General features: G+C 42.0%; 20 protein-coding genes and 2 pseudogenes. 3 read left to right on the forward strand and 19 right to left on the reverse strand.

The genetic code is table 11. The features are described 5' to 3' along the window. Positions 1-126: 126 nt before the first annotated feature. The 11 genes and pseudogenes from AB5618_RS17755 to AB5618_RS17805 form a co-directional block, all read right to left on the reverse strand. Entirely contained in the window at positions 127-594 is a 468-nt protein-coding gene (locus AB5618_RS17755) for an Hsp20/alpha crystallin family protein (RefSeq protein ID WP_148461412.1), read from the reverse strand. 345 nt (positions 595-939) lie between these two features. Next, complete coding sequence (locus AB5618_RS17760) at positions 940-2,145, reverse strand: ATP-binding protein (protein ID WP_118577695.1); 1,206 nt, start codon at positions 2,143-2,145, stop codon at positions 940-942. A 166-nt stretch (positions 2,146-2,311) separates the two neighbouring features. Then, positions 2,312-5,428, reverse strand: a complete 3,117-nt coding sequence (locus AB5618_RS17765; protein ID WP_173769125.1) for a response regulator — start codon at positions 5,426-5,428, stop codon at positions 2,312-2,314. Continuing rightward, positions 5,416-5,619 (reverse strand): phosphatase PAP2 family protein, encoded by a 204-nt coding sequence (locus tag AB5618_RS17770; protein ID WP_319017142.1) that lies wholly within the window; start codon positions 5,617-5,619, stop codon positions 5,416-5,418. Before AB5618_RS17770 ends, AB5618_RS17765 begins: the two co-directional genes overlap by 13 nt. A gap of 88 nt (positions 5,620-5,707) precedes the next feature. Beyond that, positions 5,708-5,968, reverse strand: a complete 261-nt coding sequence (locus AB5618_RS17775) for a hypothetical protein (RefSeq protein ID WP_226854149.1) — start codon at positions 5,966-5,968, stop codon at positions 5,708-5,710. An 84-nt stretch (positions 5,969-6,052) separates the two neighbouring features. After that, positions 6,053-6,199, reverse strand: a pseudogene (locus AB5618_RS17780) (TnpV protein); the annotation flags it as partial. A gap of 233 nt (positions 6,200-6,432) precedes the next feature. Further along, positions 6,433-7,467, reverse strand: a complete 1,035-nt coding sequence (locus tag AB5618_RS17785; RefSeq protein WP_173769126.1) for a hypothetical protein — start codon at positions 7,465-7,467, stop codon at positions 6,433-6,435. 439 nt (positions 7,468-7,906) lie between these two features. Beyond that, positions 7,907-8,752 carry a metal ABC transporter permease gene (locus tag AB5618_RS17790; protein ID WP_173769127.1) on the reverse strand — a complete coding sequence of 282 codons (846 nt, stop codon included), beginning with the start codon at positions 8,750-8,752 and terminating at the stop codon, positions 7,907-7,909. Next, positions 8,749-9,462 (reverse strand): metal ABC transporter ATP-binding protein, encoded by a 714-nt coding sequence (locus tag AB5618_RS17795; protein ID WP_118577697.1) that lies wholly within the window; start codon positions 9,460-9,462, stop codon positions 8,749-8,751. Before AB5618_RS17795 ends, AB5618_RS17790 begins: the two co-directional genes overlap by 4 nt. Beyond that, complete coding sequence (locus AB5618_RS17800) at positions 9,459-10,532, reverse strand: metal ABC transporter substrate-binding protein (protein ID WP_148461401.1); 1,074 nt, start codon at positions 10,530-10,532, stop codon at positions 9,459-9,461. Before AB5618_RS17800 ends, AB5618_RS17795 begins: the two co-directional genes overlap by 4 nt. A gap of 11 nt (positions 10,533-10,543) precedes the next feature. Continuing rightward, a complete protein-coding gene (locus AB5618_RS17805) occupies positions 10,544-10,963 on the reverse strand; it encodes a Fur family transcriptional regulator (protein ID WP_173736348.1) in 420 nt (139 codons plus the stop codon). Positions 10,964-11,191: 228 nt separating this feature from the next. Here AB5618_RS17805 and AB5618_RS17810 point away from each other — a divergent pair, with 228 nt between their 5' ends. After that, entirely contained in the window at positions 11,192-12,148 is a 957-nt protein-coding gene (locus AB5618_RS17810; RefSeq protein ID WP_173769128.1) for an L-lactate dehydrogenase, read from the forward strand. 128 nt (positions 12,149-12,276) lie between these two features. On the opposite strand, the gene AB5618_RS17815 is transcribed toward AB5618_RS17810, so the two are convergent. From AB5618_RS17815 to AB5618_RS17825, 3 genes are read right to left on the reverse strand one after another with little or no spacing between them, the layout of a single operon-like run. Continuing rightward, positions 12,277-13,119, reverse strand: coding sequence for a 4Fe-4S binding protein (locus AB5618_RS17815; protein ID WP_118577806.1), 843 nt, complete (start codon positions 13,117-13,119; stop codon positions 12,277-12,279). Positions 13,120-13,126: 7 nt separating this feature from the next. Further along, the gene (locus AB5618_RS17820; RefSeq protein ID WP_148461398.1) at positions 13,127-13,288 is read right to left on the reverse strand and encodes a CD1871A family CXXC motif-containing protein; all 162 of its coding nucleotides are present in this window, start codon (positions 13,286-13,288) and stop codon (positions 13,127-13,129) included. A 21-nt stretch (positions 13,289-13,309) separates the two neighbouring features. Continuing rightward, positions 13,310-14,578: a TlpA disulfide reductase family protein gene (locus tag AB5618_RS17825; protein WP_148461397.1), complete on the reverse strand. Its 1,269-nt coding sequence runs from the start codon at positions 14,576-14,578 to the stop codon at positions 13,310-13,312. Positions 14,579-14,752: 174 nt separating this feature from the next. Between AB5618_RS17825 and AB5618_RS17830 the strand changes: the two genes are divergently transcribed. Further along, complete coding sequence (locus AB5618_RS17830; protein ID WP_148461396.1) at positions 14,753-15,427, forward strand: response regulator transcription factor; 675 nt, start codon at positions 14,753-14,755, stop codon at positions 15,425-15,427. Beyond that, positions 15,424-16,641 carry an ATP-binding protein gene (locus AB5618_RS17835; protein WP_368365981.1) on the forward strand — a complete coding sequence of 406 codons (1,218 nt, stop codon included), beginning with the start codon at positions 15,424-15,426 and terminating at the stop codon, positions 16,639-16,641. The genes AB5618_RS17830 and AB5618_RS17835 overlap by 4 nt, the downstream gene beginning before the upstream one ends. Here AB5618_RS17835 and AB5618_RS17840 read toward each other — a convergent pair. The 5 genes and pseudogenes from AB5618_RS17840 to AB5618_RS17860 form a co-directional block, all read right to left on the reverse strand. Beyond that, entirely contained in the window at positions 16,638-17,204 is a 567-nt protein-coding gene (locus AB5618_RS17840; RefSeq protein ID WP_148461395.1) for a M15 family metallopeptidase, read from the reverse strand. The genes AB5618_RS17835 and AB5618_RS17840 overlap by 4 nt on opposite strands. A gap of 114 nt (positions 17,205-17,318) precedes the next feature. Then, complete coding sequence (locus AB5618_RS17845; RefSeq protein ID WP_118577704.1) at positions 17,319-18,725, reverse strand: YfcC family protein; 1,407 nt, start codon at positions 18,723-18,725, stop codon at positions 17,319-17,321. A 406-nt stretch (positions 18,726-19,131) separates the two neighbouring features. Continuing rightward, positions 19,132-20,253 (reverse strand): linear amide C-N hydrolase, encoded by a 1,122-nt coding sequence (locus AB5618_RS17850; RefSeq protein WP_368366937.1) that lies wholly within the window; start codon positions 20,251-20,253, stop codon positions 19,132-19,134. Positions 20,254-20,532: 279 nt separating this feature from the next. Next, the gene (locus AB5618_RS17855; protein WP_368366938.1) at positions 20,533-21,336 is read right to left on the reverse strand and encodes a beta-galactosidase trimerization domain-containing protein; all 804 of its coding nucleotides are present in this window, start codon (positions 21,334-21,336) and stop codon (positions 20,533-20,535) included. A 78-nt stretch (positions 21,337-21,414) separates the two neighbouring features. After that, positions 21,415-22,311, reverse strand: a pseudogene (locus AB5618_RS17860) (beta-galactosidase); the annotation flags it as partial. Positions 22,312-22,401: the final 90 nt, after the last annotated feature.

The following is a 22,401-nucleotide window of genomic DNA, read 5'->3' on the forward strand; positions in this document are numbered from 1 at the left end:
CAAGACAGAAAAATAGCGAACAAATGTAAAAAAAGATGCCGCAGAACCACCATTTTCCGTGATTCTGCGGCATCTTACTTCTTAATTATGCTATTCTCTCAGAATATGCTTCTGAAAGGGGAAAAGTTATCCTTCGATGGCAATGTGTTTCTTCTCTTCCACTGCTGGTTTCGCTTCTTTCTTCGGAACAAACAGTTTCAGAATGCCATGTTTAAACTCAGCCTTAATATCCTCCTGCTGAACATCCTCGCCTACATAAAAGCTTCTGCTGCAGGCTCCTGCGTAACGCTCCCTGCGGATGTAATGACCGGATTCTTTCTCCTGCTCATCTTTGTCCAGACCTTTCTCAGCGCTGATGGTCAGGTAGCCATTCTCCAGGGAAGCCTTAATCTCATCTTTGGTAAATCCTGGAAGATCGACTACCAGCTGATAACCGTTATCCATTTCCTTAATATCAGTCTTCATAACGTGGCTGGCTCTCTTGCCATAAAGCTTCTTCTCGGTATCTTTCATTGCTTTATCATCATAATAGAATGGAAAATCATTAAAGAAATCATCAAATAAGTTCTCTCCAAAAATACTAGGCATTAACATAAGTCATCTCTCCTTTTTATATATGCTGTTTACCTTGTTTCTTGGAACTCGGGTGGTAGGGAATTCATAAAGCCTTTCGCTTTTGCTTTCTTTTTATCCCCTTCCTTTGTTCTAGTTGTAATATAGCACCTATTATTAGCACTGTCAAGAGGTGAGTGCTAATTATTTTGTGAAGATTTTGTGAACGCTACGGTCTGTGCTAGACGGATATCCACCGGACATCCAGCCCCCATCACATACTGCATAAAAAGGAACAACATATTTTTGCAACTTATCTTGCACTTTCACTGCTATCAACAAATGTATCTTCTGTTTATATATATTATTACCATGAATTTGCATTGCTCAGTCTACAATCCCCAATAACCAGTCTCTGGCATTAATACGTCGAATTCCCTCATATTGTTCTTCTGGTTCTTCATCCATTGTTAAGATAATCTTTGGATAATGATCTCGTATCGCCTGTAATGGCCTTAATTCTCTTAAAAGTGTATTTTCATCTCGTACAGTCAGTGCCACCTGGAAATATACTGTTCCCTTTTTATTCTGTGCCACAAAATCCACTTCATATGAATCGATTTTTCCAACATACACCTCATATCCTCGACGTAACAATTCCAGATAGACTATATTTTCCAGAACATGTCCTGCATCTGCCTGCCTCGAACCTAAAAGCATATACCTCATTCCAATATCAACTATATAATATTTTTCAAGAGTTTTTAAATATTGTTTTCCCTTTATATTATAACGTTTTGCCTGATATATAATATAACTCTCGCTAAAAGCCTCTAGATATTTTTCCACCGTTTTTGTATCAATTTTTCGCCCTTCTGAGGTCATCGTATCTGCAATTTTTTTTGATGACAATGGATTTCCTATATTATCAAACACAAATCTTAAGACACTCTTAAGCATCATAGTATCTGTAATTTTTTTTCTGTTTATAATATCCTTTACAACAATCGTATTATAGATTCCTTCCAGATAATCTCTGATCTCATCTGGCTGATTTTTTAATTCCAGTGTAAACGGAAATGAACTATTCTGCAAATACTCAGCATATTTGATTCCTCTGTCATTCATACTGCCAGTACTCTCCATATATTCCTTAAAAGACAACGGCAACATTTCAATCTGAATATATCTTCCTGAAATCATAGTTGCAATCTCACTGGACAACATATATGCATTGGAACCAGTCACATAAATATCTATGTTTTTTTTAATATAAAGACTGTCCAACACTTTCGGAAAATCTGTTACATTCTGAATTTCATCAAGGAAAATATATGTCATTTTTCCATCAATCAGACGTTCCTTTAAATATTTATATAATTTCCTGTAATCTGTCAGTTCTTCATAATCAAGATCTTCAAAATTAATAGAAATAATCTGTTCTTCCTCAATCCCATGCTCTTTTAAATAATTGCGATAAATTTCCAGAAGCATAGATTTTCCACAACGTCGTACACCTGTAACAATTTTAATCAACTGCTTATCTTTCCAGGCTATCAGTTTTTCTAAATATTCTTTTCTTTCTATAATCATAATAATGCTCCTCTCTTTACTAATTATATTCCAAAAGCAACAAAAAAATCAATAGTTTTAGGATTGTAGTCCCAAAACTATTGATTTTTTATTTTTATTGGAACAAAAATTAACTTACTAGCTGCTTCTGATAATTTACTGATGGCAATAGATCTTGCAGATGGCATTACTTTCCACAGCACTCCACAATGGCCTTTTCCACATCTTCTATCTGGAATGGTTTTGCCAGATGTGCGGTCATGCCGGCTGCGAGACATCTTTTTGCATCTTCCTCAAATGCATTTGCAGTCATTGCAATGATCGGAACTGTTTTTGCATCCGCCCTGTCCATAGCACGTATGGCTTTTGTTGCTGCGATACCATCCATAACAGGCATCATGACATCCATCAATATGGCATCAAAGGTTCCCGGAGAATTACTTTCGAAGTACTCCACCGCCTGTCTGCCGTTTTTTGCAACTGTAACCTTCGCACCGTCATCAGTCAGCAACATTTCTATGATTTCAGCATTAAGCTCATTATCCTCGGCTGCCAACAGATGCAATCCACGAATATTATATTTCTCTGCAATCTCAAAAGGAATGGTAATGACAAACACAGATCCAACTCCCACCTGACTTGTCACTTCAATACTTCCATGCATCTGCTCAATCAATCCCCTGGCAATCGCCATTCCCAGACCAGTTCCCTGATAAACACTACGGGCATCTGTTTTTTCCTGTGAGAACGGATCAAAAATGCGGCTCAGGAACTCTGCACTCATCCCTATACCTGTATCAGAAATTGTCCATCTGTATGTACAGATCCCATCATGTACATCTACAGCCTCCATTACCGTGGTAATCTTTCCTCCCGGCCGGTTATACTTAATGCAGTTTCCATAGATATTCAGAAAAATCTGGCGAAGATGCAGTGAGCTTCCATAGACATAAGGATAGGGAATATCCTCCTTATTTTTCTCATAAATCCACTGAATATCCTCATCTGCTGCCCTGTGTGTGATAATGCTCTCAATCTCATAGACCAGATCTTTAAGACAGATATATTCATGAGTCAAAACAATATGACCTTCCTCTATTTTGCTCATCTGCAGAACATCATTAATAAGGGAAAGTAAATAATCCGCTGCTATCTTCATCTTTTTATGATTTTCCCGTATCAGTGCTTTATCCTCAAAATGGGTCTCATCAATCTTTAACAGACCAATAATACCATTCAAAGGTGTCCTGATATCATGGCTCATACGGCTTAGGAAATTCGTTTTCGCCCTGCTCTCGGCACGCATTTCATTAAATGCAGCCTGAAGGCGTGCCTGTTCCTGCTCATCCCGTTCATGTCTCTGTGTGGTATCCTGCAACAGAATGATTGCATAAATCATAGGGATCTCAGCAAGAATTTCTGTATCAAACACCACCATTCTGGTCATAAGAACTGTTTTCTGTACCCAGCGGATACTTCCATCATCTTCGCGGGCACAATACTCCACAGACATATTTGTTTCTCCGTTCTCAAACCTCTTACGAAGCTTTTCACAATTATCTGTCATACAGTAACCGGCAATTGTTTCCTGGGTGATTTTTTTCTCATATTCCCAGCAGTAATCCTGATAAGAACATGGAAGTGAATAATCCATAAAAAGTTCCCGGCTCTTCTGTTCTTTTCCATTCAGTACAATCCTTCTTTCCAGAACATCTTTTGTCAGATTTACTGTATAGATCACATCTGACAATTCCAGAAGCGCATCCACATAGCTGTCATTTTCCAGGATAGACTGTTTCAGCTGTTCATAATAAAGCTGCAGCTGCTCTTTTGCCCCTGTCTGACCTTCTGAAGTCTTTCGGATGGTTTCAAATGCCAGGAGAAAATGATGCAGCTTTTTGTCCTCATCCCAGTCCACAGGAATCAGTGTCAGGCGGTTATATGCCCCCTGTTTCCCGATATTATACTCATATTCCAGCACATCTTTCTTCGTATGCATTTTCTTTTGAAGTTCCGAAATCTGCAGCCCTTCGCGAATATCTGCCTGACAGGACTTTTCAATCTGTTCCTCTATGATCTGTTCCACTGCACCGGAATATGCACCATCAGAGGCCAGGAAAAAATTTTCACTGGAACGAATCGCCCGATAGGTATCCATCCCGGCATCACAATATAGACAATCTGAGAAATTACTGCCGTGCTGATTAAGCAGCTTTAACAGCTGATATCCCTGATTCTTTTCTGCTGCAGCCTCTTCCCTTTTTACATGATTCTTATTGATATACATGTTTTTGTCTGCGCAGTTAAACAGCTCCCTCATTGTACTTCCGGGAAAATCACAGGCCAGTGCAAAACCTACCGCATAGCTTAGCTGAGTATCCGGATACACTCTGGATTCCTCTGCCATATCTCTGCGCACCTTTTCAAGGCACTGTGTCATCTGTTCCCTGTCCAGTCCATGGGTAACTACAAGAAACTCATCTCCACCTGCTCTTCCCACAAACTGCTCTGCTGGTATGGAAGCCCGCAGGCAGATAGCAAATCTACGGATATAGGCATCACCGGCTTCATGTCCTCTGCTGTCATTAATACGCCGGAGATTATTAAGGTCAAAACTGCAGACACCGGTATCTGCATCCGTTTCTTCCTCACTCAGTAATTCTTCACATTTATTTTTGTTCGGAAGTCCTGTCGCATCATCCAGATATACTTTTCGCTGCAACAGACGGTTCATTGCAGCATACTGTATTGCTTTTATAAACTCATATCCGATCAGCAGCATCAACACAACAATATCTGCTGTGATATATTTTTCAAGCAATGATAAGGATGTGGCTTTTTTCTGCGAATATTTTTCGGCCAGACCTGTTGCTTCATCACAGATTACAAAGAAATCCTCACTTCTGGATATAATATCTGTTTTTTCATATCCTTCAGACCGCCCCAAACAGATTTCTTTATACAGATCAGAAAATCCCTCGTCCAGTTCCTGCATTTTATTCTGAAAATCCGTATCATTCAGATATACCAGATTCAGTTTCGTATTTCCATTGCGCAGACCATCAATGAAAGACCTTACCTCCTGGATCATTGCATCGTCCTGTTCCCCGGCAACCTCCAGCTTGATGATCCTCTGTGTCTCTCCACGGACTAAACCAGTATAATTTACAATACGAGCCGTTCCCTGAATATCAGAAACAATTCCCATCATTATAATAATAAGAATAGCCAGAATAACTGCCAGAACACCAATACTGACCTGAATCATACTGGATTTCTTTTTCTTATTCTTTACTTCGGACATGGTCCTCCCCCTTCTTGTTTTATTCTGTAAAAAATGGCCTGGATGAACCGATATCCCAGATATCCTGATATAGCGCCTGCCAGGACTCCGCCAAGAACATCTGTGGGATAATGCACATACAAATACAATCTTGATATTCCTATCAGACAGGCAAGAACCAGAACCGGTTTCCACAGCTTCTTTTCTCCCATTCTTTCAGCATATGCATTATTTTACCCTACTTTTTCCTGTATGCCTACTCAAATTTGAATGTATTTATTTATAAACAGGATTAGGGTGTCAAAAGGTCACTGACCTTTGATATATATTTCCTTTTGCATCAAATAAGTGAAACCGGCTCAGTTCCGGTTCTTCTTTTGGATCTCGCTCAAACCGAAGAATATACTGTTCCAGTAATTTCTCAACTTCTTTCTGGTTATCCAATTTGCCAAGATACTCCTTCTCTTTGAACAATTGCCAGCCTGCTTTTCCATCAAGACCAGCGTCTTTGAAAAATGTCAGTAACTTATCACTTCCTTTCAGGCAAAGAAAAAGACGCAAGCCACATTTCTATGACTCACGCCTTACTTCGCTCACAATATTCTATTTTCGTTAGTTATCTGCTAGATTGTTTACTGGCAACATTTATACATAAATCAATTCCTTGAGAATAATCTCTTCCGCAATCGCTCTGTGCTGATTAGCAGCTCTTACCCAGGCAATCTGATTTTTCTCTTTATCCGGTAATGGTTCTTTTTCTTCCAACTGTTTCAGGATCACTTCTTCCCGTTCTCTGGCTGCCTGCGTTCATTTTATTAGCACTCTCCATTTCTCATCATTTTTTGACCACAAATTTACGACATTTACGACAAATCTGACACTGCTTTACAATACCAGACAAAATGACTGATGCCCCGGAAAGCCTGTAAAACAGGCACTTCTAGGATACACAAGCCAGGACAAAAATCGACTTTCATTATCAAGAGGTGAGTGCCAATTTCACATTTTCCAATTTTTCTATTTTCCTACAGCATTTCCCTCAGCTGATAATTTGTATACACCTGTTCATAATCATATTCCGAATCATACCTGGTAAGTGTCACCATAGGATCTGCACCTGGAATGATCTGGTAGCTATAGGAAACCTCGTAATCCTCATCTATAAATTTCACAGCACCCTGGTTTTCAGAGCCTTCTGTGATTTCTGTCCTGTAAGCTGTGAAAACACGTCCGCTGTTTATGTCATTTGCCATGGCAGTCATAACTTCGGCCAGATTTCCAAGATCCTCATTTATCGTAAACTGGTTCCAGCGGTCTACCAGAACCGCACCATAGCATTTATCGCCATACTCACTGGTGGCCTCTCTCCAGCAAATATTGATATAGTTATCATCCGTTATTCTGTAGCTTCCAACGTAGTCCCTGGGATCATAATATTCATCTCCTGCCCAATGAGCTGTAAAGGTTCCATTGTCTTCATCCACGGAAACTTCATAACCTTTTTCTAAATTCGCAGCCCCAAGATAGCGGGCAATGATTTCCTCCGGATTGTCTGTTTCCGGATGATAAATATAGGGATTCTCCTTTGGAATCTTAGCCTTTTCACTATCTTCCAGATCGTCCAGATTATCCAGGCTCTGAGCTTCTCCTGTCTGCACCAGTTCACGTCCAAAAATCACCTGGGTATCCTCATCTAAGCTCCCCACAAACTCTCCGTCTACCGTATCAAGATAAATGTCTCCTTCCTCCAGGGAAACAAGTATTTTCCCATCCTCCAGTTTCCATGAGACCTTCAGAATTTCTGCCGAGTCTGGCTCCTCACTATTGTAGGACATTTCCATGTAAGCACTTCCGTCTTCCATCAGCCTCATTTCCAAGTATTGGTTCAAATATTCTGCTACATTGTGGCGTTCGCTGCTTTCGTCAGAATATATTACATAATTGGCATACCAGATGCCCATATAGTCCTCCGGATTTTCGATTTCTGCATGGGCAATAGCAGGAAACAATGCGACGGTTAACATTCCGGTAAATACTGCAGCAATTATTCTTCTTTTCATAAGCACCCTCCCTGAATCATATAATTTTTCTGAAAAATATAATTTCAACTTTGCAGCCAGATACAAAACAGTAACCAGAAATTTTTTCTACAACTGTATCATTCTGCTGTAACTATATTATAAGAAATTTACCCAGGAAAAAGCACTATACTCTGGTTAGTATTTTTCTCATTGTCCATATAAAAAAAATCCAGCTTGCAGGATTCTCCGCCTGCGACGGGTCGCCTCGAGCGACAGCTACCCTTTCCGCCGCAGTGCGTTCCTGCTCAGTAAGGCTTTTGATGTAATAGGCAATTCCAACAGAATTTCCTATTACATTAAAAAGGCGTCCCCTGCAAGCTGAACCACTTACAAGAACGCCCTATACATCGAATATTAAGAAACTGCCATATTAACTTGTCAGATTTTTCAGACACGCGCTACCGCTCTATACCATATTCTATCTCTCTAAAAGCTTCCCAACCAGGCTTGTCACCAGAAACGCCGCAATATCTACAGCCACAATAGTAGACCCTACCGGCGTTCCGCCCAGAATGGAAACAATAATTCCAAAAAATGCACACAACACGGATAAAATCGCCGAACAGATAATTACTGCGCTGAATCGTTTATAGAGCCTCATTGCCGACAGTGCCGGGAAAATGATCAGAGCTGAGATCAACAGGGACCCCACCAGATTCATAGCCAGTACAATGATCACCGCTGTGATCACCGCAATCAGAAGATTGTACATATCCGTCCTGGTTCCAGTAGCTTTTGCAAAATTTTCATCAAAGGTAACCGCAAATATCTTATGATAAAATACTGTAAACAATGCCACAACAATAACAGACACCACCACACACAGCCACACCTCAGCTGTGGTCAGAGTCAGGATTGACGTAGAACCAAACAGGCTGCTGCACACATCTCCGGAAATATTAGAGCCTGTGGAAAAAATATTCATCAGCAGATAGCCAACTGCCAGGGCTCCAACAGAAATCATAGCGATTGCCGCATCTCCTTTGATCTTTGTACTCTGTCCTGTACGAAGAAGCAGCACCGCACAGATCACAGTTACCGGCATGACAAACAGCATATTGTTGCTGAAATTCAGCACCGATGCAATGGCCATAGCTCCGAATGCCACATGGGACAGTCCGTCCCCAATAAAGGAAAATCGCTTCAGCACCAGCGTTACCCCCAGAAGAGAGGAGCAAAGTGCAATAAGCACGCCTACGATCAAAGCATACCACACAAATGGATACTGGAAATAAAATACCAGTTTTTCAAAAATTCCGCTCATGCTTTTCCCTCCTCTCCAGCATCCACAAGCCGCTTTCCAATCTTGCTTTCCAGATATTCCTCTTTTGTTCCGAAGAAAACCTTCTGTCCAATATGCAGCACATGACTTGCATAAGTTGCTACTTCACTGATATCGTGGGAAATCATGATGATGGTTACTCGGTCTTCTTTATTTAATTCGTTGATAATCTGGTACATATCAGCAGTTGCAACCGGATCCAGACCAGAAACAGGCTCATCCAGAAGGAGGATTTTCCTTGTGGCGCAAAGGGCTCTGGTCAGAAGCACTCTCTGCTGCTGCCCGCCGGACAACTGGCGATAACAACGGTCAGCCAGATCCGTAATCCTGGTTTTCTCCATCAATTCGCGGGCTTCTTTTTTCTCTGCTTTATTGTAAAAAGGACGAAGCCCCATTCTTCCCAGGAAACCAGACATCACAATTTCGTCTACCGAAGCAGGGAAGTCTCTCTGAAGCGCAGTCTGCTGTGGCAGATAGCCAATCTCGTTGATTTTTAAATCGTCTCCCAGAATGATGCTGCCGCTCATAGGGCTCTGAAGATGAAGAAGGGTTTTCATCAGTGTGGATTTCCCAGAGCCGTTTTCTCCTACAATACAAAGGTAATCACCGGAATTTACGCTGAAATTCAGCCCGGACAAAATCGCTTTTCCTTCATATCCCAATGTAAGGTTCTCACAAGTAATCAGACTCATAATGCCTCCTTCAGAATCTGGAGATTATTTTCCATGATGGAAAGGTATGTGGTTCCCTCTTCCACATCCTTTGTAGTTACGGACTGCATGGAATTTAATGTCAAAATCTTCTGATCCTTAGTATTTGTATTTTCAATTACTGCTTTCGCCACTTTCTGATCGGAATTCTCGATAGTGAGAACAGCCGGAAGGTTCAGCTCATCCAGCTTACCAGCCAGAAATGTGATGGTCTCGAAGCTGGCATCTGTTTCTGCGGAACAGCCGGCAAATGCAGCGTAATAGGTAAGATTATAGTCGTCAATTAAATAGCGGAACGGGAAACGATCCGCAAAAAGCAGGGTTTTTGACCGGGATTTCTCCACTGAAGTCTGGTATTCCTGATCCAGAGCTGCCAGTTTTTCTTCATAAGCCTCGGCGTTCTGCTGATAAAGCTGGGAATGCTCCGGATCAGCATCAGCAAGACTACTGGCAATGGTGTCGCAAAACAGAGACGCATTTTTCAAGGACAGCCAGACATGCTCATCGTATTCCAGATCATCATCGTGGGTATGCTCTTCTTCGTGAGTGTGGCCGTCTTCTTCCTGCATTCCCTCTACAAGCTCTTCCTCCTTCACCTGATCTCCCAGCACATCCATCAGGTTGATTGCTTTTCGGTCTGGGTTTCCGGCGCCCTTCAATGCATCGGCTACCCAGGAATCAGACTCACCGCCTACATAAATAAACAGGTCACAGGTGGATACCTTCAAAATATCTTCCATGGTAGGCTGGAAACTATGCATGTCTGTTCCGTTACCCAAAAGCAAGGTAAGATCCACATTCTCAGCCTGGTCACCCAGGATTTCCTTTACCCAGTCGTATTCTGGAAAAATAGTGGCTACAATCTGAAGCTTCTGACTATCTGTGCTGGCATTCTCCTGTTCGCTGCCATTTCCCCCGCTCTGGCTTTCCGTCACACCGGAATTGTCAGTTCCTGCCGCCGCACCTGCACCGCAGCCTGCCAAAAGGCAGGCCGTACCTATTGTGGCAGCTGACATGAGTAGCCTTTTGAATTTATTTTTTAATTTGTGCATGTTCAACCTCATTATTTTCCTCTACACTCCTCACAGATTCCATAAAACACCGTCCTGGTAAAATCCCACTGAAATCCATGGTCTGCCAGCATATGCTCGCCCAGATGTGTCATCTCCTCACATTCCAGATGAATCACCTTTCCACACTTCTCGCATTTGCAATGAAAGCATATATGCTTATGACAATGCTCATCATGTCCCAGATACTCGAAGCATGCACTGCTGGTGCCGTCTACCACATATTTGGCAACCAGTCCCTGCTCCACCATCCGGTCAAGCTGGCGGTACACCGTTGTGGTTCCGATAGAAATCCCCTGACTTTTAAAGTATTTACATATATCGCTGACTGTAACATGTTTTCCTTCCATAGAGCACAGATAATTCTCCAGCTCTGTAATCTGTCTGGTACGATATTGTGCTTTTTCGCTCATTTCCCGCGCCTCCAATTTGAAAATCATTTTCATATTATAGCAGATTCTTTTTCAAAGTCAATATGAAAATCGTTTTCATTTTTATCATTCCGTATTTTTTACAGTGCAATCCAAAATTCTCTTGTTTCTGCAGCACACAAGTGCTATTCTTATTCACAAAACAGACATGTCGTCTATCGGTGACATCACTATATAAGAAAGTTTACGTTTCTAAAGGAGCCTGACATCATGGAAAATATAAGTTATGGAAAAATTGTTCTGATCGGCGCAGGTCATGTGGGATCTGCAATTCTGGACTCTCTTCTGCGAATGAATCTTGCAGATGAGATCGTTGTCATAAACAGAAATGAAAAAAAAGCATTGGGAGTCGTACTGGATGCCAGCCACACCACCGCCTTTGCATACAGTGCCAACGCAAACATCCGGGTGGGTACCTACGAGGACTGTAAAGACGCCCAAATTATCATCAACACCGCAGGTCCCAGCATTCAGCCAGGTAACTCCCGTGACCGCATGGTGCTGCTGCAGACCAATGTACAGGTGATGAAGGAGATCATGACACAGATTACCACTTACACCCGTTCTGCCATTATTATCAATGTTTCAAATCCAATGGATATTCTTACTTATATTGCGCAGAAGGAATTCAACTACCCCCGAAATCTTCTGATCGGTACCGGTACTCTTCTGGACACCGCCCGCTTCAATAAAATGCTTGCCGACCTGTGCGGTGTAGATGCAAAAAATGTCACCGGATTCGTTCTGGGCGAACACGGCGGCACAAGCTTTATTCCATGGAATGCGGTTAATATTGTAGGAATTCCTTTCCATGATTTTCAGAAACAGTTTGGTCTGAAAGAGTCTGTTGACTGTGAAAAGCTGCTTCACGAGGTGAAGGTCAGTGGTCTGGACATTGTAGAACTGAAGGGCTACACAAGCTCCGGCATCGCCCTCAGCGTCTGCCGTCTTGTAGGAGCCATTATGCGAAATGAACGTGCCGTTGTACCGGCTTCCGTTGTTCTGGAAGGGGAATACGGATTAGAAGGAATCGCAATGAGCCTTCCATGCGTTATTTCACGAAATGGCGTGGAACGCACACTGCAGATTCCGCTGGATAAAGAGGGTGAGAAAAATCTTAAGATCTGCTACGATTATCTCCGTAATGTAATCGAGAGTATTTCCTGACACCATAAATAATAAAAGCTTACTACAACTTAGACATTTATTTTTTCAATGTCTAAATCGCAGTAAGCTTTTTTACTTATAAAACATACATAAAGTTAATCCCCATAAAAATGGTAAAAACATTCCTGTTATCTCTTGCACCCACTTGCAATGGCGTGTACCGGACATGCCTGCTTACACCGTCCGCAACGGATACATTCCGGACTGTTGGGGTTTTCCACAGGGTTGACCACCATCTGGCAAGCCTTTGCACATTTTCCACAGTGAACGCATTTTTCCATATCTACACGGTAGCGGTAAATGGAGACCTTATTGAATACGGAATAAAACGCGCCAAGCGGACAAATATAACGGCAAAATGGTCTGTAAATAATAATGGAAAGAACAATTGTCACGATCAGAATTGTATTTTTCCATATGTACAGCCAGCCAATGGCACCGCGCATAGCCTTGTTCAAAAGTACCAGCGGCAGTCCGCCCTCCAAAGTTCCGGCCGGACAGATCAGCTTACAGAAATAGGGTGCTCCCTGGCCCATTATATCTGTGAGAAACAGGGGAAGCAGAATTACAAACACTAGAAAAATCACGTATTTCAGCTTTCGAAGAAGTTTGTCTCCTTTGAAAGTACGAATTTTCTTTGGAAAAGGAATCTTATTCAGCAGATCCTGGATCAGTCCAAACGGACAGAGAAATCCGCACACCAGTCTTCCCAGGATCGCTCCTACAAAAATCAGAAATCCGATTACGTAGTAGGCAAATTTAAAGTTCCAGCTTCCAACCACGGCCTGTAAGGATCCAATTGGACAGGCTCCTGCTGCCCCGGGACATGAATAGCAGTTCAGTCCCGGAACACAGGCATTTTTCAGCTTTCCTGTATATATTTTTCCAGTTACAAATCCGGATATATGGGAATTTGTAAGTGCTGCCCAGAGTGCCTGTATGGTATGTCTGGGCCAGTTTTTTATGTTCATTTTCTTATCATCCAATTCCAATACACTCCATACAGATATTTACAGCTTTTGTAAAAACAACTTCCATTTCACCCCGGTAAATACCAAAGGCCATCATCAGAATCCCCACCGCTGCAAGGGCGATTCCTGTCCATTTGGACTGAGTGATTTTATTTATATAATTTTTCATCCTACATTCCCTAACCACTTTTTATTTTCCGGAATTAATTTTTTCCAGTGCATCCTCTACAGCTGTTTTCCAGTCTTCCAGATTTCTGCTGCCCATGATCGGATCTCCTACAATGTTTCCATCTTTATCTACAAAGAAGGATTCCGGGAAGCTGCTGAGACCGCTGATACGTCCATTCATGTTTCCTGCATCCGGAATCAGAAGAGGATAGGTAACTCCTGTTTTTTCCTTGAGAATCTGCGCTTTTTTCACAGTATCTTCATCTGTAGTTCCGTCCTCTCCTACAGAATCGATAACCATTCCAACTACGCCCACACCCTTTTCCTTCATTTCCTGATAAAGCTTGTCAAGGTCTGGCATTTCATTTACACACGGAGAGCACCAGGTTGTAAAGCAGTTTACAAGAGTCAGGTCATAGTCACTGAATACTTTTTCTGTATAGGCATTTCCATCAATATCCGTTGTCTCAAATGCGCCTACATTTCCTGCATCCGGGTTGGCATTTTCTGCAGGCATATCAAATACAGATTTGCTTGGATCAAAAGCTGTCATTTCTGTGATCGTAGTCTCAATTTTTTCGATCTCGTCTGTCAGGTCAGACTCTGCATCTTTATTAATGCTGAGATAGTACTTATAATTTCCATCCTCACTTGTTCCCAGCTCTTTGTGCTCATTGCAGCCTGTGATGGAATCCAGATCATCGATCACGTCCTTGCTGTAAACACCAAGTGTGCCAACTCTTTCAATGCTCTTAAGCCAGTCCTCATAGCCGGTTCCAAGAAGGTTTACATCTTCGTTTTTCTGATCCTCAGTAAGCTTATTCCAGTGGAAAAAGGCATACTTGAAGCCAGTACTGTCATCATTCCATTCTTCCTCTGTGATCATAAGCATGTCGGAGTTTTCGATCTGTTTCTTCAGTTCTTCCGGAAGGACTGCCTTTAAGCCAAGGAATGGGAAATCGTAGGAATCCTGCACCTTCATATTAATATCTGCTGCTTTTACTGTTTTTTTCACAGGTGTGCCATCTTCAGAGAAAACAGCTGTCTCAGAACCGTCACCGGCTACCACTGCGCCAGCTTCGTCTGCAGAAACGGCTGCTCCGGCCTCATCTGCAGAAACTGCTGCGCCAGCTGCATCCGCAGGTACGCTCATGCCTGCTGCATCTGCCGGAACTGCCATGCCAGCTTCTTCTGCTGATACGCTTTCAGCCTTAATCATAACCGGATTGAAAGATGTTGCTGTCAGAACCCCTGCTGCCAGAATTGCCATAAGTCTTTTTTTATTCATCATTTTTAATTTTCCTTTCAGCGTTTTTTATTTGTCTGAACGTATTTTAACATCTTTCCTATAAAATCTGTGTTAAGATTTTTATTTTTTTCAAAATATGATAATATTTAAATTATAAATACTCTCTTTTTTGCGAGTATCTGATCTGCGCAAAATCATATTACGAAAGGAGCAGTTATGCACATTTTAATTATAGAAGACGAAGAGCAGCTCTGCCGCTCTGTTGCGGAGGGACTTCGCATAGATGGTTATGAAACAGATATCTGTTTCGATGGAGACGAAGGGCTTTACCTGTGTATGACAGAAAATTATGACCTGATCCTGCTGGATCTGAATCTTCCCGGCACGGACGGTCTGGAAATTCTCCGTCAGTTCCGGAAACACAATACGAATACCCCGGTTCTGATCCTGTCCGCCCGGGATCAGATTGAAGATAAGGTAAACGGTCTGGATCTGGGAGCCAATGATTATCTTACCAAGCCCTTTCACTTCCAGGAGCTGGAAGCCAGGATCCGAAGCCTTACCCGGCGGAAGTTCGTTCAGGAGGATGTATGCCTGAAATGGAATCAGCTTACCTTTGATACCAGAACAAGAGAAACCTCTGTAAATGGAGTGCCGCTTTCCCTTACCAGAAAAGAAAGCAGCCTTCTGGAATATTTCCTGCTCCATCAGAACCGTGTCATTTCGCCGGAAGAAATGATTGAACATATTTGGGATGGAAGTGTAAACACCTTCAGCAATTCCATCCGTGTGCACATTTCATCTCTTAGAAAAAAACTAAAGGCTGCAATTGGATTTGACCCTATTCAGAATAAAATTGGCCAGGGCTATATATTGGAGGAATACAGATGACAAAAAAACGTTTCCACACCTCACTTCAACTGAAACTTACTTTATTGCTGTCCTTACTGATGATCATCTCCTGTGTTCTTATGTACTTCTTCATCAGCCATTCTGCCGTATCGGGAATGGACGGATTGCAGAATTATATGATCAAGGTGGACCCACAGGATGGAGATTCACCCATTACCTTTAATGTAGATCCCAAAGCTCTTTTTCCTCAGTTTGAGCAGGAAATCCAGGAAACCAAGGAGGCTTTTCTTCTCCGAAGTGTTATTGCAACCACGATCATTATTCTTCTTTCCAGCGTGTGTACTTATTTTCTTACGAAAAAGGCCCTTACACCGTTGCAGAAGCTAACCAGCGAAGTCAGTCAGATCCAAGCGCAGAACCTTTCCACCCAGCTGGAAGTTCCCAATTCAAAGGATGAAATTGCACAGCTGACCAGCTCTTTCAATGAAATGCTGACCAGGCTGGACAATGCCTTCAGTACACAGAAGCAGTTTTCCGCAAATGCAGCTCATGAGCTGCGGACACCCCTTGCAGTCTTGCAGACCAACCTGGAAGTTTTTGAGAAAAAGCAGGAACCGGAAATGATTGAATACAGACAGCTTTTCACTATGATCAAAGAACAGACAGCAAGGCTTTCCCAGCTGGTGGGAACCCTTCTTGACATGACGAATCTGAAGTCTGTTCCACGAACAGACCATGTTTCACTGGAAGAGCTTGTAGATGAGGTTTTCTGCGACCTGGATCCAGTTGCAGAAAAAGCAGGGATTTCTATTCATTTTGATGACAGCTCCAGTCAGGATTTGTATACTGATGTCCACACGCCTGATGCATCTGCACTTAATAACAATATTCTCAATATCACCGGCAGTTATGTGCTTCTTTATCGTGCAGTCTACAATCTTGTGGAAAATGCCATTAAATACAACCGTCCCAATGGCTCTGTCACAGTTTCGGTGAAGGAGAAAAACGGTCAGGCTATGATCCTGGTAAAAGACACCGGCATCGGCATTTCACCTGAAAATCAGAAAAAAATTTTTGATCCTTTTTTCCGTGTAGACAAATCCCGCAGCCGGGCTATGGGCGGTGCCGGACTGGGACTGGCGCTGGTTGACTCTATTGCCCGGGAACACGGTGGCTCAGTAAAAGTATTAGAAAGTAATGAAAAAGGCAGCATAATTGCACTTATGCTGCCCGTTAGTAGTTTAAAAAATTAAATTTCATAATCCGAAAACGGTGCCGGATCCGTAGATACATCATAAAAATGCCACCATTCACATTCATATGCCTGGAAGCCTACGGACTCCATTACTTGTTTCAAATACTCGCCGTTTCTTCTTCCGGTTTCGGAATGACCGGAATAATTCAGTGAAGCGCGTTCGTCCATAGTGTCAAACGGAGATGGCATTTCGATTTCGTTTCCTTCTTTGTCAGTCAGTGTGACGTCAACACACATTCCGTTCATATGGGTAGGACGAAATTTCTTAATTTTCGTCATATCCGGTGGACGGGCAATGAAATCATCATTTGGCATAATCTCCCAGAACCGCTTCTGTGCACGAATGGGACGATAAGCGTCCCAGATTTTCACCTGGTATCCATCTTTTTCGAAAATTTCTTTCGCTTTTATCAGAATCTGTGCGGTGTGCTCATCCAGCCAGCAGTCCGCTGACTGGTACACCTGCACGCCGGTGAAATTATCCGGCGTGGCATATTTCAGATCGATGATAAAATCGGAAGACAGGTCCGTAAGTTTAATTAAGTTTCCTTTTCTTTCCATTAGACTTACCTTTTCACAACAGTTACCTTTATGTTTTTAAAGTTCACTGGTTATCAAACAATTAATGTTCCTAAAGCTTTTCCTTGAAGTTCCAGAGCGTGTTTGAAAAAGGCTCTAGAACCCAATTCCAGTTGCAATTCCCAGCAAAATCGCCTGTGTCACAAACAAGATCAGAAACAGCGGAGTAAACCACTTATACCATTTCTGCAGGGAAATTCCACCCAGGCCACAGATGATAACGATATCTGCCGTCGGCCAGAAAATATTGGAAAGTCCGTCGCCAAACTGGAATGCAAGAACTGCTGTCTGTCTGCTCACACCAATAATATCTGCCAGCTGTGCCATGATCGGCATAGTTGCAGAAGCCTGACCTGTTGCAGACGGAATGAAGAAATTGATCAGAGTCTGTACTACAAGCATTACCTGTGCAGAAACTGCATGAGGCGCATTTTTCAGCACATTTGACAAGCCATAGATAACAGTATCCATAATCTGCGCATCCTGCATAACAACTGTGATAGCCTTCGCAATACCAGTCAGGATACATCCCCACATTGCAGTCTTGGCGCTGTCAATAAACTCACTGCACCATTTATTCGGAGACCATTTACAGATTGCTGCAGCAATCATGGACATAAGAAGGAATAAGCCACAAAGCTGCGGGAAATCCCATCCCCATTTGATCAGACCCAGCATAAGAACAACCAGCACTACAAGAACATCCAGAAGAACCAGACCATCTTTTAAGGTAAAGCTGTATTCATTTAACTCATCTCTGTCAAAGGCATGAATGTTTTTTTCACCAAATACAACGGATGCACCTGGATTTTTCTTAATTTTCCGCCCGTAAACCATTACATAGATAATGGAAATTGCCATGAAGATCACGAAGCAGATCGCACGGTATCCGGTTCCGGAATAAAGCTCTACCCCTGAAATTGTCTGGGCAATTCCTACAGAATATGGATTCAGTGTCGCGCCCATAAATCCAACAAACTCTCCAACCGCAATAATGGCAAATCCGAACATTGCATCATATCCAAGAGCAACTCCCAGACCTACGATCAATGGATAAAATCCGTAGAATTCACTTGCCATACCAAACACGGAACCGCCCAGTCCGAAGATCATCATGATGATTGGAACAAGCAGAATTTCTTTTCCCTTCAGTTTCTTTAAAATGGTTCCGATTCCTGCATGGAAAGCACCTGTTTTCACCACAACACCGAAAGTTCCGCAGCAGCAGAGGATCATGAAGATTACATCAGCAGCCTCCACGCAGCCTCGATACAGTACACTGAAAAATCCAAGGAATCCGGTTGTGGTAACTTCGGATTTATCAATTGTGTGATAAGTTCCATCAATAGCTACGTTTCGAATTCTTCCATTGATGTTCATTTCCTGATAATCGTAGGTTCCGGATGGAATGATCCATGAAAGAATCGCCACCAGAAGTACAACGGATGCTACGATGATCAGGGTGTCTGGCATTGCCAGTTTTCTTTTTCTCTTTCCCGTCATAAATGACTCCCCCTTTAGATAGATGGATTATAAAAACTATTCGCTTTGCCTGAAGAGTTTTACACTTTTTTCTTATGTATACCCCATACATGTATCCACTCCGCAAACAGCAATTATAAATTCATAATACACTGCATATACTATGGAGTCAATCAAAATTAACGTGTTAAAGCGTTATTTTTCAGACTAAGTTGACATATTGTTTCAAATTTATAGACAAATTTAACTAACATTCCAGTCAACACTGTAACGAGATTCGTATTTCAAATAATCAAAATGCCCCGCCGGGGAAATGATGAAGCTTCCCTTTGACGAGGCATTTAAAACCTTATATTGAACTTCTGGTTCACGTGTCTTTCTCTTCCTTTAAGACTACCGGATTATGTTTGAAACAGGCTCTATGTTATTATTTTAATGTAATCGTGTTATCCTTCAGATTATACCCGATCACATCATCCCAGTTTCTCCGAAGGGCAATTTCTGCGGTGAGATTGGTATCATCATAAACAATAGACCACTGGGTATTACTGGTAACTTCCTCCTCTGACGGCTCCTGTGATGCGACCTTCAAAGCCTCCCATGCAACATCACTGGTGTAAACTTCCTCATAGTCAAAAATAGCTTCCATTTTGTCATACCGCTCTTTTCCGTGACCGTAAATGCCATTCTTCTGATTCGGAAGGACTTTATCCTTATAGAGTCCAAAGAAATTCGTGATGGAACGAATTGGTGTGGCAACCATTTCTCTGGTTTCGCTTTCACAGTCATACTCCACTACTCTGCCATCACCGGAAGCATCTGTGATATAAAAGTGATAATCTCTGCCGCTTGTAGCAAACATGTCATACTGGTTCAGAAGCTCTACGGCTTCTTCTGTAGTTGCCGCGCGGTCCAGAATCAAACGGATCACAAGCGTAGTTCCGATCACCGGCCTGCCTGTATTCTGGTGAACCGGTTCGCTGTCCAAAGTAAGGACTGCAATAGATACCCCTTTTTCATTCATGCCGTCCAGGCAGATAAATGGTGCTGTTAATGTGGCAAGCTTTTTCTTCATACTCGCATCCGGAATATTTGCAGAGATATTATCCAATGCTGCGAAAGCCACGGATTTGTAACCACCCTTCGGTTCACAGTAAACCAGCATTGCGGAAGTATCCCGTTTGAAATCATAGTTTCTGCCCATCAGCACATTTCCGTCTGCTTCCTGCAGGGTAAAAGCACTGCAACCAAAATCCGGTGCTTTAATATGTACTGGCAAGATAGGAAGTGCCTCTTTCACAATGGCATCAACAAAGCTCTGGTTATCTGTTATGCCGTATTCGATCAGCCGATCCAGATCATAATCATATTTCACATCCATGCGATACAGATTATACTCGTCATAATCTGTCACTTTCTGTATACTGCTTATGGTTTGAAAACGCCCCTCATACACTGAAATAAAACCACCAGCAGCCACTATCAGAAGCAAAAGAATCACCAGTAAAACCGTACGGATTATCTTATGTTTCTTCGATTGTGTCTTCATCTGCATACCCCCTCCGCAATATTTTTGATATAATCATTATACTGGATTAAATAATAGGTATGCAAGGCAATTATTGGATATGACTTGTTTTTCTGTTGAATTAACCTGTTTTATTCATAACCTAACACCTAACCATGGCGCGTTTAAAAACTGAAATCAAACGCGTTCTATGAATTTGGCTCACTACCTTATAAACAACAAAGAGCCGGATTTCTCCGACTCTTTGTTTAACTATTTCTGATTTATTTAATTTCATATTTTCAAAAATATTTTCCTGTTTCATTCCAAAACTTCATAAACTATTGTCTCATATGGTTTCAGGCAAATTTCACCGTTTACAGTTACATTATCATATAAGGACCGCATCTGTTTTTTCAGCACGATTTTCTGTTCTAAATCCATATAGTTCAGAACAAAGAAGTATTTCTTATTTCCTTTCACACGCTGAATGACTTCCACCTCCTGTGGAGTCTGGAGCATCTCCTGGAACGGTTCCAGAATTCCTGTGTATTCTAACAGCACCTTCATGTTTTCTCTGGAAAAAGTACTGCCAAAATGAATTGCATATCCCTTTCCTGTATTCTTTCTGATTATGGCTGGTTTTTCTGCGTAATAGCTGTTATCGTAGAAAGCCAGAGTTTCTCCGCCCTCTACTGGCTCCATAATGTCGTTAAATAATGGCATGTCAATCATCTGACCATTCCAGCTGGCAGTAACAGGCGGCTCTGCCGGGCTTGTGAACGTAAAATCTCTCACATCCGAACCAGTAATTTCCTGCAAAAGTCCGGGCTGCGGAAGCATAACACATTTGCCGTTTTCCTGCTTGTATCCGGAACGACAGCCTATGATCAGAATTCCGCCATTTGATACATATTCTTTCAATATAGCGGCTCTTTTTCCCGTCATAATAACAGGGTGTGCATAGATGAGTACCGGATATTTCTGTAATTCCCTTATATCTGTATTCTCGCTCAGATATAGCGTATTATATGGAGTATGATAAATTTCAGAAGCAATAAAGATTTCTTCTGAGCTCTGTGCTTCCATCCTTTTATGCCATGCATCCACATTGGTATCCCACATATTGTCGTAGTCTTTTAATACTCCAAATGCAGCAGTATAATCTGCTCCACAAACCTCATCCAGGCATTTCAATTTCTTATAAAAATCTTTTACCTCTGCCAGTTTACGGTTGTCCCGATTATCATAGTCTAAGATTCCATGCCAGTACATCTCCGTACTGAATGTACAGGTTCTCCACCTGAAAAAAGAAATATAATCTGCACCATGTGCCACACTCTGCATTGCCCAAAGTGTAAGCTGACCTGGTCTTGGTGCAGGACCTTCCATTCTCGTAGTCCATCCATTTGCCCCGGACTGCTGCTCCATAATACCAAAATGGGGACATATGGAACGTACTTCCGTCAGATTTTTGCTCCAGTGACGGTCATTCAGATCTTTCGCAGTCTTCGGCTCTCTATTCAACCCAAAGGCAAAGCTTGGGTAGGAATCATATGTATAAACATCCAGGCATTCCTCTGCCATCTTGTGATTATCCAGATTCCAGAACATACCATTTGTGGTGATATAGTCTCCGTCTTTCTTATATTTCGAGATTATTTCTGCCTGCATTTTACAGAAAGAAATTGCACTTTCTGAAATAAAGCGGTAATAATCCAGCCTGAGATGTGGATTGTAACCATTATTTAACACTGGTCGCGGAACATAAATCTGCTCCCAGTCTGTATAGGTCTGATTCCAGAAAACAGTTCCCCAGGCTTCGTTGAGGTTATCCAGAGTTTTATACTTTTCTTTCACAAAATTACGAAAGGCAACAGAATCTGCCTCTGAATAAAATTCATCTACCTCACAATTCAGTTCATTGTCAATCTGCCATCCCACAATCGCCGGATGTTTGCCGTAATGCTGCGCCAGCTTTTCTACGATCCTTGCAGATAATTCTCTATATTTTGGTGAATTGTAATTGTAATGTCTTCTGGCTCCATGACGATATGGAACTCCATCCTGACGGCAATTTAAAACTTCCGGGTATTTTTCCGTAAGCCACGCTCAACATCATAAACTTAAGAAAAAAATGGAAAGGAATCTGTTCGCAGGTTCCTTTCATTGTGTTAAAATATAGGCAGG

Source organism: Ruminococcus sp. J1101004sp1_RTP21198st1_B9_RTP21198_201120 (assembly GCF_040924245.1).
Taxonomy (GTDB): Bacteria; Bacillota; Clostridia; order Lachnospirales; family Lachnospiraceae; genus Blautia_A; species Blautia_A faecis.

Coding starts and splice junctions, on each gene's coding strand:
- AB5618_RS17840 (WP_148461395.1), bottom strand. CDS start 17,204: ATGGAAAGAAAAGGAAACTTAATTAAACTTACGGACCTGTCTTCCGAT.
- AB5618_RS17765 (WP_173769125.1), bottom strand. CDS start 5,428: ATGTCCGAAGTAAAGAATAAGAAAAAGAAATCCAGTATGATTCAGGTC.
- AB5618_RS17805 (WP_173736348.1), bottom strand. CDS start 10,963: ATGAGCGAAAAAGCACAATATCGTACCAGACAGATTACAGAGCTGGAG.
- AB5618_RS17760 (WP_118577695.1), bottom strand. CDS start 2,145: ATGATTATAGAAAGAAAAGAATATTTAGAAAAACTGATAGCCTGGAAA.
- AB5618_RS17815 (WP_118577806.1), bottom strand. CDS start 13,119: ATGAACATAAAAAACTGGCCCAGACATACCATACAGGCACTCTGGGCA.
- AB5618_RS17785 (WP_173769126.1), bottom strand. CDS start 7,467: ATGAAAAGAAGAATAATTGCTGCAGTATTTACCGGAATGTTAACCGTC.
- AB5618_RS17755 (WP_148461412.1), bottom strand. CDS start 594: ATGTTAATGCCTAGTATTTTTGGAGAGAACTTATTTGATGATTTCTTT.
- AB5618_RS17855 (WP_368366938.1), bottom strand. CDS start 21,336: ATGTGGGATACCAATGTGGATGCATGGCATAAAAGGATGGAAGCACAG.
- AB5618_RS17830 (WP_148461396.1), top strand. CDS start 14,753: ATGCACATTTTAATTATAGAAGACGAAGAGCAGCTCTGCCGCTCTGTT.
- AB5618_RS17770 (WP_319017142.1), bottom strand. CDS start 5,619: ATGGGAGAAAAGAAGCTGTGGAAACCGGTTCTGGTTCTTGCCTGTCTG.
- AB5618_RS17850 (WP_368366937.1), bottom strand. CDS start 20,253: ATGAAGACACAATCGAAGAAACATAAGATAATCCGTACGGTTTTACTG.
- AB5618_RS17820 (WP_148461398.1), bottom strand. CDS start 13,288: ATGAAAAATTATATAAATAAAATCACTCAGTCCAAATGGACAGGAATC.
- AB5618_RS17800 (WP_148461401.1), bottom strand. CDS start 10,532: ATGCACAAATTAAAAAATAAATTCAAAAGGCTACTCATGTCAGCTGCC.
- AB5618_RS17795 (WP_118577697.1), bottom strand. CDS start 9,462: ATGAGTCTGATTACTTGTGAGAACCTTACATTGGGATATGAAGGAAAA.
- AB5618_RS17825 (WP_148461397.1), bottom strand. CDS start 14,578: ATGATGAATAAAAAAAGACTTATGGCAATTCTGGCAGCAGGGGTTCTG.
- AB5618_RS17790 (WP_173769127.1), bottom strand. CDS start 8,752: ATGAGCGGAATTTTTGAAAAACTGGTATTTTATTTCCAGTATCCATTT.
- AB5618_RS17810 (WP_173769128.1), top strand. CDS start 11,192: ATGGAAAATATAAGTTATGGAAAAATTGTTCTGATCGGCGCAGGTCAT.
- AB5618_RS17835 (WP_368365981.1), top strand. CDS start 15,424: ATGACAAAAAAACGTTTCCACACCTCACTTCAACTGAAACTTACTTTA.
- AB5618_RS17845 (WP_118577704.1), bottom strand. CDS start 18,725: ATGACGGGAAAGAGAAAAAGAAAACTGGCAATGCCAGACACCCTGATC.